Source organism: Comamonas sp. Y33R10-2 (assembly GCF_019355935.1).
Taxonomy (GTDB): domain Bacteria; phylum Pseudomonadota; class Gammaproteobacteria; order Burkholderiales; family Burkholderiaceae_C; genus Comamonas.
Genome location: NZ_CP079925.1, coordinates 3,099,550 through 3,113,622, shown reverse-complemented (window position 1 = coordinate 3,113,622; position 14,073 = coordinate 3,099,550). Strand labels below are relative to the sequence as shown.

Genomic DNA, 14,073 nt, shown 5'->3' with positions numbered 1-14,073 from the left:
CTGGCGTTTACTTGCTACCGCCAGATTTGCTGCCCACTTGCGAATCAGCGCTTTCGGGAATCTTGTGGGTGAAGCTCTCCAGATAGCGCGTATAGCTTCGCTGCGCCACGTCGCTGGTCACAGGGTAGGCATTGCGCGATGCGTGCTGACCGTCCGCTTGCAGTTTCAGCAAGTAGTTGGTGGCGTCCCCCACACGGTTGGTGGCCGGCGGTGTCAACGATGCATTGCTGGGATTCTGCGTCTGAGTCACCGCAGCCTGTGCTGCAGCCGTTGGCGTTGGGGCTGCAGTGACTGATACGGGTGCAACACTTTTTGGAGCGCTCATATTGGTCACGCCGTTGCTGCTGCCTGTACTGGTATTGGCCTGCTGTGCAAGGGCCGCCGAAGCCATGCCTGCAGTCATCGCTGCCAGAGTGATTGCACGGCCCAGCGTGAGGGAAAGAGTTCGGGTGTTCATAAGGTTTCCTTGGAAATTCACGCCAGCGGATCAGGGCCACACACGCTCGGGAGGGGTTGTCTTGGCTGAAGGGGCTGGCTGACTGCTGGTTTCCACATCCGGGGTTTCAAAAAACAGACCTTCAGGCGCTGTGCGGCGCGGCAGCATGGCTTGTACTACCTGCTGACTGGCATTAATTGAACTGGCCTGACGCACGCGCGCAGCAGCGGGGCTGGTGACATTCGCAACAGCCATCACCACAGCACCTTCTTGCAGCGATCTTGCAGGCCCTGTGGGCTGACGGAGTTCAGGCAATTTCTGTACGGCTGCAGGCGTCGCTGCAGGTGCGAGAGTAGGAGCAAGCACCGATGCCTTATTTGCTACAGATAAAGGAGCTGCTGGTGCTTGATGCACCGCCGCAAGAGCTTGATTTGTCATCAAATGCTGCTGCACTACGAGCGGCTCAGGGCTTACAGCAACTACAGAGGTTGACGGCCCGGCGACAACTGCTTTAGCCACAGGTACTACTGAAGCAGCAAGATCCGCTTGCGAAGGCACATACACTGACGCAGGCGCAGGAACCGCATAAGCATAGGTTTGAGAAGTCGCAGGCATGAAGCGACCGGGGTAGCTCGAGCGCCCAGAGTCAAAACCGCCGCCAGACACCATCCACTGGCCGCCACTGGCAGCGCGTGCCGCGCTTTGCGCCTGCATGGGCGGGGCTAAATTTGCCAAAGGCAAAGGCAGCTCAACCAACGCAGCCGGCGCTGTCGCTGGCATGCTGGCACGCGCTGCGTCTGCCGTGATCTCCGGTGTCACTTGCGGCGGGGCTGAGACGATTACCGGAGTCTGCGCCACCTCAGGCTCCGGAAGAGATTTTTTTGCTGCGGGCACCTCCTGCACCTTGGCAGCTTCTGGTGCAACAACGGGCTCAGCGGTTTTAGCCACGGTGGCTGCAGGCTGCACGACTTCTTGGCGCGAGAGATTTACTACTTTTCCTGTGGCCTTCGTCGCGGGGTCTGGCAATGCTTGAGCAGCCTGCTTGGCCCCCTGCAGCCACTCGCCGGCTTGCTCTTTCACGGCCTGCCGAGTCTGCGCATCCAGCTTGCGGTCGCGCATAAATTCTTCGGCTTGCGCAGCTTGGCCACTGACCATCATGAACAAGCTCAGATTGACATTGGCCTGTGCATCTTCAGGGTTGAGTTGTGCCGCCTGCATTAAGGGAATGCGCGCCGCATTCAGGTCACGCGCACGCAGATGCACGTAGCCCAAATCCGTCAACAACTGCGAGTCGACTGGGTTGCTCATGCGCGCCTGCTCCATCTGCTGAGCGGCATAGCGAAAGTCGCCATTTTGCGCGGCTACACGGCCCAAGCCGTAGCGCGCAGCGCCATCTTTAGCCGTGCTCAGCAGGCTTTGATAAATCAGGGCGGCAGCATTGAGCTGACCGACTTGCCGCAAAGCATCGGCACGCATCAGGCGCGAGTCGCTGGAAGCACCCCACTGCTTATCCAGCGCATCAAGGTGAGCAATAGAGGCGTACCAAAGCGACTTGGCCTGCATCTGCTTGACCAGCGAAAGATAAGTCTCTTGCGTGTTGACTGCCACTTCTTTTTCCAGCGGCATCTCAGCGGCGGCTTTGGCAGCGGGAGACAGCTGCGGCTGGCTCTGCCCCATCAGGCTACCCATGCTGGAGCAGCCTGTCAGCATGGATAGGGCAACGGCTGCCAGCGGCAGCATCAGATGCGGGTTTTTTATCGTCATTTGCTCATCTCTCCCAACGCCTGGATTACCGCTAAAAAGCCGGGTCCGGCCGTAATAATGATCAGGGCCGGAAGCAGGGTCACCACCATGACGCCTGTCATCTTGACCGAAATCTTGCCGATCAATTCTTTCATTTTGGCCTTGCGCTGTTCGCGCAGGCGCTCGCCAAACACGCGCAGCGGCTCTTGCACCGCGCCACCGTATTTGTCGATTTGAAGCATCAGCGATGTCAGGTTGGCCAAATTCTCATTTTGATAAACCTCGCTCATGCGGCCAAAAGAGCGCTCGCGCGTGCTGCCTCGGCTGTACTGCTGGTTGGCCAGCATTACCTCTTTAGAGAGCACGGGCATGACGTTGCCAAAGTCCGAACCAATGACTTGCAAAGTCTGGTCCAGACTCATACCTGTGCCTTGCAGCAAGCCCAGCAAATCCACCAGCAGCGGCAGCTCTCGCGCCACACTGGCGCGGCGCCGGCCAGCCACGCTACGCAGCACCCATTTAGGGGCCAGAAAACCGACGACAAACGCCGCAAAAAGGTAGAACAGAAAATTCTTACTGCCCGAAAAAACAAAGATGCCAAGCAGCGGCAACACTAGCGCACATACGCTGCGCGCTATCAAGTATTGCAGCTGCGAACGGGTGGAGCCCCACCCACATTTACCCAGCAAGATACGGTCTTCTTCAGCCACCAGCGCCTTGCCAAACGAGGTGTTGAGCCAATGCTCTGGCAGGGCTTCGCCGCCGTTGAAGGCCTTGAGAATATTTACTGGTTTACCGAGCACTGCAGCGGCTGTCACACCGCTGCGATTGAGGGCATCAGTCATCACCTGACTGCTGCGTTCACGCCGCTGATGGGCATAGGCAATCAAACCCGCCGCAACCAGCGCCGCCAGCATCAAAAAGGCCACGCTGAGCATTAAAAGAAGGCGCGAGGTTTCCATCAATCAGCCCCCTCATCGAGCTTAGCCAAGCGGTAGAGCAGAGCCACGCCAAACACCTGCAAGGCCGCAGCAGCCCAGATGATGTTGCGCCCACTGGCGTCGTTCCACATCTTCAAAAAATAGCCTGCGTTAAAGGAAATAATCAGCCCGCATACCGCGACTGGCAGCAGACTTAGCACCCAAGCCGACATGCGCGTTTCTGCCGTCATGGCGGACAAGTCCTGCTCCGCTTGCTCTCGGTCGCGCATAAAGCTGGCAACGCGCTCCAGCAGCAAATCGACCCGGCCGCCATAACGCACGCTGATGCGCAAAATAGCCGCCAGCAAATGCAGCTCATCGAGCCGCGTTTGGCGCGCTACATGGGCGACGGAGTTTTCAAGATCCATGCCCGCGCGGGCCAGACTGGCTGACTTTTCCATCACCGACTGCAGCGGCTCTTTGGTCGTCGCGGCAGCTATCTGAAAAGCGGCTTGTATGGAGTTTCCAATCGTCACCAGCCGCACGGTGTTATCTAAAAAACCCGGCAACTGACGCGTGAGCCGCGAGCGGTATTTCTGCGCCCGTGAATATAGAAAAAAGAAGAAGGCAATGCCCAGCACCACCACGGCAGCACTCGCAGCAAGCCAACTGGCCGCAAGGCCTATGACCATAAACATGGCCGCAATCAGCGCCAGCCCCCCGTAAAACAGCTTGGCGCTGACTGTGCCAAGCAAGATGGCGGGAACAGGCCAACCTGCTTTTCTTTCTTTAGCCAGCAGCGCATCTGCAATGGAGGTATCAAATGCTGAGGCATTGGCATCTCTGGCTGTAAAAGCTGCAGAGGCGGCAGAAGCAGCGGACGCGGCTGCGCTTTTCTCAAGGCTTTGCTCCAGATGCTGCGCCATCTTGCGCGTCTTTTGCTGGCGACTGGTAAACATCCACAGCGCCACAGCGGCGGCGGCTATCAGCAGTGCCAAGCTCAATAGCAAGAAGGCGCTACTAGCCATGGCGCATCCCAGAGTTATTGCCAGTTTGGCTACCTGCGTGTTGCAGCAGCGCTCTGAAACGCGTCAGTTTTGGCGTATGCGGCACCATGCCCAAACTTGTCCAGCGCTCTAGGTCTTCGCCCTCGGTCTGCGGCAAAATCTCGTGTCGATAAAGCTCTTGCGTGGCAATCACGCTATCCGTAATGCCGGTGACTTCGGTGATCGATGTAATGCGCCGCTTGCCATTGGGCAGGCGACTGATTTGCACAATAAAGTCCAGCGCATTGGATATTTGACGGCGCAAACTCACCTCGCTGCCCTGAAAGCCTGCAAAGCCCGCCAGCATTTCCATACGATGCAGACATTCACGCGGTGAGCTTGCGTGAATCGTGGCCATAGAGCCATCGTGGCCGGTGTTCATGGCCTGCAGCATCTCCAGCACTTCAGCGCCGCGCACCTCGCCCACCACAATGCGATCAGGGCGCATGCGCAGGCTGTTGCGCATCAAGTCGCGTATAGAGATAGCGCCTGCGCCTTCAAAGCCCCCGGGGCGGCTTTCCATGCGCACCACATGGGGGTGCGGCAGCGTTAGCTCCGCCGTGTCTTCAATGGTCACCACGCGCTCATTCACAGGAATAAAGCCCGCAATGGCGTTGAGCATGGAGGTCTTGCCGCAGCTGGTGCCGCCGCTGATGACAATGTTGCAGCGCTCTCGCACGGCCAGCTCTAAAAGGCGGGACATGCCTTCATCCAAAGTACCAAAACTGACCAGATCCTGCACCGTCAGCGGGTCGTCGCGAAACTTGCGAATGGAGACTGCGGGGCCATCTAGCGACAGCGGCTCGATCACGACATTGATACGTCCGCCATCCGGCAAACGTGCATCAACCATAGGGTTGGACTCATCCAGACGGCGCCCCAGCGGCGAAATAATGCGGCGCACGATGCGCAGCACATGGGCGTTGTCGGTGAAGTGCAGCGTCTCTTGCTGCAGCACCCCTTTGCGCGAGACAAAGACGCTCTTGTAGCCGTTGATCAGAATGTCTTCGACTTCAGGGTCTGCCATCAAATCATCAAGCGGCCCTAGGCCCGAAAGCTCTTTATTCAGCGCCTGCGCTATCCATTGCACTTCATCATCGTTGACAGGAAAGCGCTGCTGGCGCACAAACTGCTCCAGCTCCTGATGCACAAACTGGCGCACACGGCTGCTAGACCACTTGGCAAAAACTGCGCCCAACTCTTCCACTCTTGTCAGCAGGTGTTCATGCGCGACGTTTTTGATCAGCAGCAGCTGTTTGGAGTCCGAAAAGTTACTGTCCTTTTCGGCGAAAACGACATCCATGCTCATTCACCTCTCCTCAATCGCTTGGCCCATTGCCCCAGAATGCTTGGCGAGGGTGTCGCCAAGACTTTCTCGCCTGCCAAGGCATCGCCGAGCAAGTCTCGCGCCATGCTGCGAATACCTGTCACGTACGGATCGCCCCTTAAGGTTTGCGACAACAACTGACCGCAGCTGGCGGCATTGAGCAGTGCCGTTGAGCGATCTGGCAGCACATGCAGCAAATCAAGCCCCAGACGCTGCGCCACCTCTTTGGCAGGCAGGCCCGCTTGCGCATTAAAGCGGTTGAGCACCAGCTTAAGTGTGCTGCGATCAACGCCCTTGGAATCCAGCTCTTTGAGCAGCTGCGCCGTAGAGACAATGCCGCCCAGCGACTGATCGCAGACCACCCAGCCTTGCCCGCTTTCTCGCAGTACCGGCGCCAAAAAATCGGCCTGCATCATTCCGCCTAAATCAATCACCTGAGCCTTGAGTAAATCCTTGAGCGCACCCACCACGTTGGCAGCAGCCGCCGGACTGACCTCGCGCAGCCGCCCCAAGTCAGAGGGCCACGCAAGGGTTGCCGTGCCGGTTGAGTGCTTGGCAAAGGCTGAATCAATCAGTGTTGCATCAAGACGGCGCATGCCTTGCACGGCATCCACAAAATTGAAGTCACCTGCTACGCTTAAATACAGCAAGCCGTCTCTTGCAGGCAAGCCCAAATCAAGCAGCGCGGCGTGTACGGCCTCATCCTGCGGCAATTGACTGGCACCAAAAGGTCTTGCAACTTGTTTTCTGCGCGTTGCGCCGCGCACATCATGGGCCTGCATCTCTTGCAGCATTACTGCAAGATGCGTGGCCAGCGTCGTCACCCCCATGCCTGCGCGTGCTCCCAGCAAGGGCAGCGCAAAGCCATGTGTTTCAGACTCTAGTGCCACAGGCTCCTGTACTTGGGCGCGGGCATGAAGCTGCTGCTTAACAGCGCTGCAGGCCTCGCTCTCCGTCGCATCCCAGTCAATAAATTCAACCACTCCACAGCGCAAGGCTGCGCGCATGGAGGTGGGCTCTGCAGCAGCCCCTGCACCCATGATGACGACACTGGGGAAAGCGCTGCGCAGCTCGCCCACCAGACTCACTCCGGAGTCAGTCATGGGCGAAGAAAAGTCCACAACCACCACACCCATACCGGGGGCAGACATGGTCGACTGCAGCAGTGCAAGATCGTTGGCCACGGGAATCACCTGCGCGTGATTGCTCAAAGCGCTGGCCAGCCAAAAAGCATGTGCTGACGATTGCGTCACCAGCACCACCCGTGCATCACCTGCAACCGGGCTTGGCTGCGCAGTGTTGAGGTAGGAAGAATCAGTGCGCATATTCATGCCTAAACACCTTGACCCTCAACGCGAGAAGCCGGGCGCCACGCTGCGTGACAGGCCCCCTGCCACCCACGGGCCCCAGACGGAAGGATTACGCTGCTCTGTGCGCCCTGGCAGCAACGCATCCACATCCACATCACGAGCCAACGGCTTGACCAAACGCGGTGTCACCACGATGGCCAGCTCACTTTCCTTTTGCTGAAATTCTTGGCGCTTGAAGAGCACACCCAAGATGGGAATATCGCCGAGCAAAGGCACTTTATCCGTGCCAGACATTGTCGCTCGGCTCACCAAGCCACCGATCACAAAACTCTCACCATCGCCCAGCTCTACCGTCGTGTCAGCACGACGAGTCGTAATAGATGGGACAGTCGCACTGTTGAGAACAATGCTGTTGGCATAGTCCAGCTCACTTGCCTCTGGTGCGACCTTGAGCACGATGCGATCGTTAGACAGCACCGTTGGAGACACGGTCAGGGCTATGCCATAAGGCTTGTATTGAATGGCAACCATGCCAGTGCCTGCAGGTACAGGAACGGGCACCTCACCACCCGACAAAAAGCTAGCGCTTTGACCTGACAGAGCCACCAGAGTAGGCGCTGCAAGCACCCGCGCGAGGTTATTGCCTTCGAGCATGCCTATGTTCACGCCAATACCTGCCTTATCAAACTGCATCAGCAAGTTGAAGGCCTGAGTCAGCGGATTCGCAGAAGATCCGGGGATAGAACTCCCCCCACTGTTACCGTAAGAGCCGCGGCCAAAAATACCGAAGCTGAAACCTGAACTATTGGGCGCAGTGTTGAAAAGGTTCAGCCCCACCTTTTTCATCTGTGTCTTGTTGAACTCCACCACCTTGACTTCAACCTGCACCACATTGCTCTTGAGCTGAACGCTGGAGAGGTCCACAGTTTTCACTTTGTCGCCAGACTGAGCGTTGGCCAGCTCATTCGCGAACTGCTGCTCGATCAAACTCGATGCTTTAGCCGTGCGCAGATCCACGCGCTGCTGCACATTCAAAACATAGGTCTGCGCTTGCGCAGAGCCACGCGGCCAGACCATGAATGAGGTGGAGCCGGGCTTGAGCGGATTGAGCAAAATTTTGGCGGCGGCCCCTTTACCGGCGCGCTTGATATGCACGCCCGCCACCGTATCGTCGCCAATCGCAATACGCTCTACGCCATTGGGCAAATTCAGCTCATGCTGCGAACCTATGACGAGCTTGATTTCTTTGGCGCCAGCAGCTTGATTTGCTATTTTTTCAGAAGCGTCTACTGCTTGCTGTGCAAACGCTGAACCGCCCAAAGCCATCAACGACAGGCTGCAAAGAACAGACAGACGATTCATAGTCAGGATACGGGCGCAGGTCAAAGTAATCTTGTGATGCATAGATCAATACCGCACTGTTTGAGAGTTAGCGCCGCGCACAAATTCAACGGACAAAGAAGGATCTGCAGAGGCAGTGCGCGCACGCGGTGCTACTGGCTTGGCAACACCGGCCGTCATTGGCTTAGCGGCATTCATGCGCGTGCTTGAAGCAAGCGTCGAGCCTGCCAAAGCACCCATCGCCACACCAGCTTGCGCAGCGTCAGCGCCTTCTAGGCGCGCATTGGTTGCTGTGCCCTTAGGCAGAGCAACCGCCAGCACGCCGGGCAGTGGCGCAAATTTCTCAAGGTCAGGCTCGCTCATATCTGTGGGATTGCGCAACGCCAGCACCAGACTGCCGCTGGAGCCGCCCAAGGCCAGCTGGCTTACCTCTGCAACAGGAACGGCCAGCACCGCTGTACGAGCGTTGTCAGGACCACTGCCTTGTTTACCATCGCTCTTATCGGCCGTGGTCAATGCATCCACTGATGCCGCGCCATACGCCAAAACGCGCTTGCGCGAAAGCAGCAAGCGGGCTTGGCTCTGATCAATCTCAGTGCCATCGCGGCGCAGCACAAAGAACACATCAACAAAGTCACCGGGGCGGATGCGATTGCCAGCGCCAATGCTTTCATCGACCTTGACGGCAACCGCTCGCTCGCCTTCTGACACCTTGAGAGCAAGACCGGTGACCATCTGCCCTTTAAGAACTGGCGCACCTTGGGGAATATCTACAGCAGGTACAGAGCCCACAGCAGCTTGAACATCGTCATAAGCGCCATCGGGCTTGGAAGGCAGGCCCGAGACCTGCAAGTCTTCCGCCTTGAGCGCCTGGCCAGCAGGTACCGCTTTTGCCGCCACAACGACGCTCACTGCTGCGCTAGATTGAGTGCCTGAGCTTGATGTTTGCGCCTGTGGGTCTGATGCAGCTGGCGCTTTGGCGAGCATCCACCCATAAATACCCAAAGCCAGCGCAAGCGCCAGCAAAACCCCGACCGCAATCTTTGCGAGATTCACCATAACGTCCCCTCTTCTTGCCTTGCTTATTGAGACAAGGCTTTATCGTTTTAGTCAGTCAATCAATCAGGCTAATTTGCGCCACTGCTTTTCCCTGCAACAGATCAGGCGTTGGCAGACTCAACAAAGGCCCTAGCAACTTGGGAATCAGTGGAGCAGCAGCGTAGTTGTAGTTCACCTGCATGGTCATGCAGTTCACCAAACTGGCATCAGTAGAGGCCGTAAAACTCGCCGAACCTGTGCCGCATTGACCGGAGGTTGCATAAACCCCAGCAGCAGAACTAACTCCTGTGCTGCAGGATGTAGCACCAAGTCCTGCACCCATTGTTTTAAGCCAGTCCGTGGAGACATTAGCGCTCGCACATGCAGCAGTCAGCCTGGCCTGCAGTTGCGCAGGCTTTGTCATGGTGCTTCCTGAAGCTAGTGCCGGATATCGCACTGCGGCTCTTGCCCCTTCGGCGGCAGCCAGCGTTAAGGTCTGCTGCGCAGCAAAAATCAAACCATAGGTAACGATGGCATAAAAAATCAAGAAAAAAATCGGAAAGATAATTGCAAATTCAATGGCTGCAGCGCCTTTTTGTTTTTTGAATTGCATATCTCCCCCTTTATAAACTGCTATTTATCAAGAATTAAAACAATTACTGCCGCTACTGACAAATAAGTTACGTAAGGGATAAATCGTCTCCCTTCCTCTTCAGAGCCATCTCGCCACTTGATTACAGGCGAAAGGAAGTATTTCAAATTACTGCGCACAACAAGCCCATGGATCACTGAAAAAGCACAACTTAAAGCCCAAATTGGCAAAATTAATTCCCAACCAACCCACGCACCAAGCACCGCAGCGAACTTAACGTCGCCTGCACCCATAACCCGAAATAAATAAAATACAAGAAAAATAATAAATGCCAATAAAAATCCAAACACTCTACTCTGCACAGTGATATTTAAAGAATGTGATTCTGAGATTAGCGCAGCGCTGGATAATGCCGCAAAAAATCCCAAAATCACAATCCAGTTAAAACATTTTCGATAAATAAAATCGCAAACTGCTGAAATGCATAGCCAAGTGAGAAGAATTATTCCCACATTATTTCCTATCAAGTCTTAGGCAACTTAGTACCGATCAGATTGAATAATGCACTCAGGTCTCCACCAAGCGCTGTTAAAGCAACAACCAATCCAACCGCAATCAGCCCCGCAATCAGCCCATATTCAATAGCTGTTGCACCTTCTTCATCACGCCAAAATTTAATGATTTGCTCTTTCATGATCAACTCCTTGAACAGTCAGTTTGAAGAATCGCTGTGGCGACCTTTTCGACCACCGCGGGATTGATCTTACGCAGACTGAAACATCTTGAAATATTTGAAATAGCTATCAACATTTATCTAGCATAGATTTCAAGCATTGGTTTTCATTGATAAGCAATTATCACAACAATAAAAATCAATAAAAACAACGGCCTACGCTATGCACACTTAATGGGAATGTGTCTTGCAGAACAAGGCTCACGCTGTAGCGATATTTCAAGCTACGCAGTTTTCATTTCCATCCTACATAACTATAGGCTTAGTCCTACATAATCGAACGAGCCAACTCGCTTCCGACAGCAAATACAAAAAAAAAGACCTGCCAGCTGCAGGTCTTTAGAAATCTTATTCACAACTCAACTCACAGCAATCAAAAATTTACTGCAAGGCCTTAAGCAATTTAATAGCAATATCTTGCAAAGGCGGCCCCAGTTTTCTATAGCAGTCCAGCAAGCGCTGCTCATCGGTAGGCAGCGATTTAGTCTCGCTATATAAGCCTTCCATCAGCTCCAGCGCGGTGGTCTGCAAGCCCAAGGCAAGACGAGAAAGCGTGTCGTTCTTAAGGGTGCGAATGGCACCCGATTCAATCTGCGATATGGCGGAAGCCGTGACATCCGCCAATTGAGCGAGCCGCCCTTGGCTCAAACCCAGCTCTTGCCGCCGCGCACGTATGCGCTCACCTAAATGCGTCGTCATTAACTCAACTAACTCATCTCACAAAACTTGCCAGCACCTCTGACGCGTCAGAGGCTGCAAGCAAGGGCCGTCCCCGCGGCAATGCTGCTGTCCCCCTTGGGGGAAGCGGCAACGCCGCTCAGGGGGTCGCTCTAGTTAAGCACCGTGGCACTTCTTGAACTTCTTGCCGCTGCCGCAGTGGCAAGGATCGTTACGGCCGATTTGCTCGCCCTTGACGATGGTTTCCTGGCGCGGGCCCATGCTCTTCCACAGGCGGTGCAGGTCATAGACGGCCCAGATAGCTTCGCCGAAGGCGTCCACACGCTCTTGGCTGGTCGATGCGGGGCCGGATTCTTCGTACAGATTCAGCGCAGGCGTGTCGGTGTCGTCTTCGGTCAGGTTGACGATGAACTCCATGGCGGCGTCCAGCCACTGAGCGGCTTCCTTGTCGCGGGGAGCGGCCCACTCTTCTGGCCAGTTTTCCACCACGAACATAAAGCCCAGCGCCCACACTTGTGAGAAGGAAGGGATCTCTTCGCCAGCCAGCTCGGCCTGCTCCGCTTCGGGCAGGATCAAGATAGCACCGCGGGTGTCCAGTGCTTCGGGCTGGAAGGCCACGTCGTCAGCCAAAGACTTGATGTCGGTGTTGAGCTGGGTGCGCACTTCGTTCAGGCGCAGCTCAAACAACTCCATGAAGCGGGCTTGCTGGGCTTCGTCCTTGAAGGCTTCCAGCTTGGGCAGGGGCTGGCCAGCAGCCACATCCAGCGACTCGCCGTCGCCCAGCAGCATGGGCAGGTATTCAGCGGCTTCAATGGGGCGGCGTGTGCACACCAGCGCGGTCAGGAAACCATCGCAGAACTCCCACTGAGGGATTTCGTCGCCACGGGTGCGCATTTCGTCGAGCAGCGCATCCAGCTCTTCGAGCTGATCGTTGCTCAGTGCGCCCTCAGGCATGTCGGCGGATGCCTCATCTTCTACGGCGGGATTGTTTGCTTGTTCTTGCATAGGGAAAGGCTTTTATGATGGCCCGGACTGGTTTCAACACTATCGAAGAGCAGAACCGGGCGATGGAATAAGGGGCTAAGGCATCCAATGCGGATGTGCCCAGACAGGCCTGAATTTTAGCGGGCTGCCATCAACACCCTCTGCCAAGGGAGTATCTGCAGTGAATCGTGTTCTCAATAGCTTGCCTTTGCGCTACGGCGTACTCATCGCGTCGGCACTCGTTTTAGTGGTCTCGCTGTATACGCAGATGACGGCTGGCAAAGGCCTGTGGTGGCTGATTGCCTCGGCTTTACTCGTATTACTGGGCATTTGGGATTTACTGCAAAAGCCCCATGCCATCTTGCGCAACTACCCCATCATGGGTCACTTTCGCTTCTTGTTTGAGTTCATCCGTCCTGAGATTCGTCAGTACTTTATAGAGGGCGACAACGAGGCTCAACCTTTCTCACGCGCTCAGCGCTCCTTGGTTTATCAACGCGCCAAAGGCCAAGTCGATAACCGCCCCTTCGGCACCCAGCTCGATGTCAGCCAACAAGGCTATGAGTGGGTGAATCACTCCATGCAGCCCAGCAAGCTAGGCTCGCACGACTTTCGGGTGTGGATTGGCGGCACGCCAGATCAGGCGCAAGAAGGCCACGAGCCCAGCACCCGCCCCTATCACGCCAGCGTCTTCAACATCTCGGCCATGAGCTTTGGCGCGCTATCGGGTAACGCCATTCAGGCGCTAAACCAAGGCGCCAAGATGGGCGGTTTTATTCACGACACAGGCGAAGGCTCCATCAGCCAATACCACCGCCAGCATGGCGGCGACCTGATCTGGGAAGTGGCTTCCGGCTACTTTGGCTGCCGCAATGCGGACGGCACGTTTAGCGAGGAAAAATTCACTACCAACGCCGCTGACCCGCAGGTCAAGATGATTGAGCTCAAGCTAAGCCAAGGCGCCAAGCCCGGCCACGGCGGGATGCTCCCCGGGGCCAAGGTCACTCCTGAGATTGCAGCAGCGCGCGGCATCCCTGTGGGTGTGGACTGTATTTCGCCCTCTAGCCACAGCGCATTTTCCACCCCTGTGGAGCTGATGCAGTTCATAGGCAAGCTGCGGCGCCTGTCGGGTGGCAAGCCCACGGGCTTTAAGTTCTGCGTGGGCCACCCGTGGGAGTGGTTTGCCATTGTCAAAGCCATGCTGGAGACCAACATCACGCCAGACTTCATCGTCGTAGATGGGGCCGAAGGCGGCACGGGCGCTGCACCTGTGGAGTTTGTCGATCACGTGGGCGTGCCGCTTCAAGAAGGCTTGCTGCTGGTACACAACACGCTGCTGGGCGTGAGCCTGCGCCACCGCATCAAAATTGGCGCGGCGGGCAAGGTCATCACTGCATTTGATATTGCCCGCATGATGGCTCTAGGCGCTGACTGGTGTAACTCTGGGCGCGGCTTCATGATGGCGCTGGGCTGCATTCAGGCGCAAAGCTGCCACACCGGCACCTGCCCTACGGGCGTGACCACGCAAGACCCCGTGCGCCAGCAAGCGCTGGTAGTGCCCGACAAAGCCACGCGCGTGGCCAATTTTCATAAAAACACGCTGCACGCGTTGCAAGAGTTGGTGCAGGCCGCGGGCCTCAAGCACCCCAATGAGATCACGGCTCACCATATCGTGCGACGGCTCGACGATACGCAGGTCAGCTTGCTATCCAACCTCATCATGCGTGTGGAGCCAGGCGGCCTGCTGAAAAACCTGGACCAGCAGCACAAAGTCTTTCAAAGCTACTGGCCGCTGGCTACGGCGCAAAGCTTTCAGCCACTGCACCAGCCGGTTCTTCGCCCATCTGCTCCGAGCAGTGCCGACAACGCGGCACAATCGCAGACCTTGCCTTTGCGCAATGGAGTTTGGACCTAAGAGGGCCAGA

General features: G+C 56.3%; 14 protein-coding genes. 1 reads left to right on the top strand and 13 read right to left on the bottom strand.

The genetic code is table 11. The features are described 5' to 3' along the window. Positions 1-7: 7 nt before the first annotated feature. The 13 genes from KUF54_RS13950 to KUF54_RS13890 all read right to left on the bottom strand — a co-directional run bounded on the left by KUF54_RS13950 (position 8) and on the right by KUF54_RS13890 (position 12,118). Positions 8-457, bottom strand: coding sequence for a DUF3613 domain-containing protein (locus KUF54_RS13950; RefSeq protein WP_219343378.1), 450 nt, complete (start codon positions 455-457; stop codon positions 8-10). A 30-nt stretch (positions 458-487) separates the two neighbouring features. Next, positions 488-2,200 carry a lipopolysaccharide assembly protein LapB gene (locus KUF54_RS13945; RefSeq protein WP_219343377.1) on the bottom strand — a complete coding sequence of 571 codons (1,713 nt, stop codon included), beginning with the start codon at positions 2,198-2,200 and terminating at the stop codon, positions 488-490. Further along, on the bottom strand, positions 2,197-3,141 hold the full coding sequence (locus KUF54_RS13940; protein WP_219343376.1) for a type II secretion system F family protein: 945 nt from the start codon (positions 3,139-3,141) through the stop codon (positions 2,197-2,199). The genes KUF54_RS13945 and KUF54_RS13940 overlap by 4 nt, the downstream gene beginning before the upstream one ends. Then, positions 3,141-4,127, bottom strand: coding sequence for a type II secretion system F family protein (locus tag KUF54_RS13935; protein WP_219343375.1), 987 nt, complete (start codon positions 4,125-4,127; stop codon positions 3,141-3,143). The genes KUF54_RS13940 and KUF54_RS13935 overlap by 1 nt, the downstream gene beginning before the upstream one ends. Then, a complete protein-coding gene (locus KUF54_RS13930) occupies positions 4,120-5,454 on the bottom strand; it encodes a CpaF family protein (protein WP_219343374.1) in 1,335 nt (444 codons plus the stop codon). Before KUF54_RS13930 ends, KUF54_RS13935 begins: the two co-directional genes overlap by 8 nt. Next, positions 5,451-6,803, bottom strand: coding sequence for a histidine kinase (locus KUF54_RS13925; protein ID WP_255576115.1), 1,353 nt, complete (start codon positions 6,801-6,803; stop codon positions 5,451-5,453). The genes KUF54_RS13930 and KUF54_RS13925 overlap by 4 nt, the downstream gene beginning before the upstream one ends. A gap of 18 nt (positions 6,804-6,821) precedes the next feature. Beyond that, the gene (locus KUF54_RS13920) at positions 6,822-8,144 is read right to left on the bottom strand and encodes a type II and III secretion system protein family protein (protein ID WP_255576114.1); all 1,323 of its coding nucleotides are present in this window, start codon (positions 8,142-8,144) and stop codon (positions 6,822-6,824) included. A 45-nt stretch (positions 8,145-8,189) separates the two neighbouring features. Next, positions 8,190-9,182, bottom strand: a complete 993-nt coding sequence (gene cpaB / locus KUF54_RS13915; RefSeq protein WP_219343372.1) for a Flp pilus assembly protein CpaB — start codon at positions 9,180-9,182, stop codon at positions 8,190-8,192. Positions 9,183-9,237: 55 nt separating this feature from the next. Beyond that, a complete protein-coding gene (locus tag KUF54_RS13910; protein WP_219343371.1) occupies positions 9,238-9,774 on the bottom strand; it encodes a TadE/TadG family type IV pilus assembly protein in 537 nt (178 codons plus the stop codon). A gap of 20 nt (positions 9,775-9,794) precedes the next feature. Beyond that, complete coding sequence (locus tag KUF54_RS13905; RefSeq protein WP_219343370.1) at positions 9,795-10,265, bottom strand: prepilin peptidase; 471 nt, start codon at positions 10,263-10,265, stop codon at positions 9,795-9,797. A gap of 11 nt (positions 10,266-10,276) precedes the next feature. After that, positions 10,277-10,447 (bottom strand): Flp family type IVb pilin, encoded by a 171-nt coding sequence (locus KUF54_RS13900; RefSeq protein ID WP_219343369.1) that lies wholly within the window; start codon positions 10,445-10,447, stop codon positions 10,277-10,279. A gap of 420 nt (positions 10,448-10,867) precedes the next feature. Continuing rightward, the gene (locus tag KUF54_RS13895) at positions 10,868-11,185 is read right to left on the bottom strand and encodes a helix-turn-helix domain-containing protein (RefSeq protein WP_219343368.1); all 318 of its coding nucleotides are present in this window, start codon (positions 11,183-11,185) and stop codon (positions 10,868-10,870) included. A 135-nt stretch (positions 11,186-11,320) separates the two neighbouring features. Continuing rightward, positions 11,321-12,118, bottom strand: a complete 798-nt coding sequence (locus tag KUF54_RS13890; protein ID WP_219346413.1) for a YecA family protein — start codon at positions 12,116-12,118, stop codon at positions 11,321-11,323. Between the two features lie 211 nt (positions 12,119-12,329). Between KUF54_RS13890 and KUF54_RS13885 the strand changes: the two genes are divergently transcribed. Beyond that, positions 12,330-14,063, top strand: a complete 1,734-nt coding sequence (locus KUF54_RS13885; protein WP_219343367.1) for an FMN-binding glutamate synthase family protein — start codon at positions 12,330-12,332, stop codon at positions 14,061-14,063. Positions 14,064-14,073 lie beyond the last annotated feature (10 nt).

Bases quoted from the DNA above. Each gene is read 5' to 3' on its own strand.
- KUF54_RS13900 (WP_219343369.1), bottom strand. From the start codon at position 10,447: ATGAAAGAGCAAATCATTAAATTTTGGCGTGATGAAGAAGGTGCAACA.
- KUF54_RS13935 (WP_219343375.1), bottom strand. From the start codon at position 4,127: ATGGCTAGTAGCGCCTTCTTGCTATTGAGCTTGGCACTGCTGATAGCC.
- KUF54_RS13910 (WP_219343371.1), bottom strand. From the start codon at position 9,774: ATGCAATTCAAAAAACAAAAAGGCGCTGCAGCCATTGAATTTGCAATT.
- cpaB (WP_219343372.1), bottom strand. From the start codon at position 9,182: ATGGTGAATCTCGCAAAGATTGCGGTCGGGGTTTTGCTGGCGCTTGCG.
- KUF54_RS13895 (WP_219343368.1), bottom strand. From the start codon at position 11,185: ATGACGACGCATTTAGGTGAGCGCATACGTGCGCGGCGGCAAGAGCTG.
- KUF54_RS13945 (WP_219343377.1), bottom strand. From the start codon at position 2,200: ATGACGATAAAAAACCCGCATCTGATGCTGCCGCTGGCAGCCGTTGCC.
- KUF54_RS13950 (WP_219343378.1), bottom strand. From the start codon at position 457: ATGAACACCCGAACTCTTTCCCTCACGCTGGGCCGTGCAATCACTCTG.
- KUF54_RS13920 (WP_255576114.1), bottom strand. From the start codon at position 8,144: ATGAATCGTCTGTCTGTTCTTTGCAGCCTGTCGTTGATGGCTTTGGGC.
- KUF54_RS13930 (WP_219343374.1), bottom strand. From the start codon at position 5,454: ATGAGCATGGATGTCGTTTTCGCCGAAAAGGACAGTAACTTTTCGGAC.
- KUF54_RS13890 (WP_219346413.1), bottom strand. From the start codon at position 12,118: ATGCCTGAGGGCGCACTGAGCAACGATCAGCTCGAAGAGCTGGATGCG.
- KUF54_RS13940 (WP_219343376.1), bottom strand. From the start codon at position 3,141: ATGGAAACCTCGCGCCTTCTTTTAATGCTCAGCGTGGCCTTTTTGATG.
- KUF54_RS13925 (WP_255576115.1), bottom strand. From the start codon at position 6,803: ATGAATATGCGCACTGATTCTTCCTACCTCAACACTGCGCAGCCAAGC.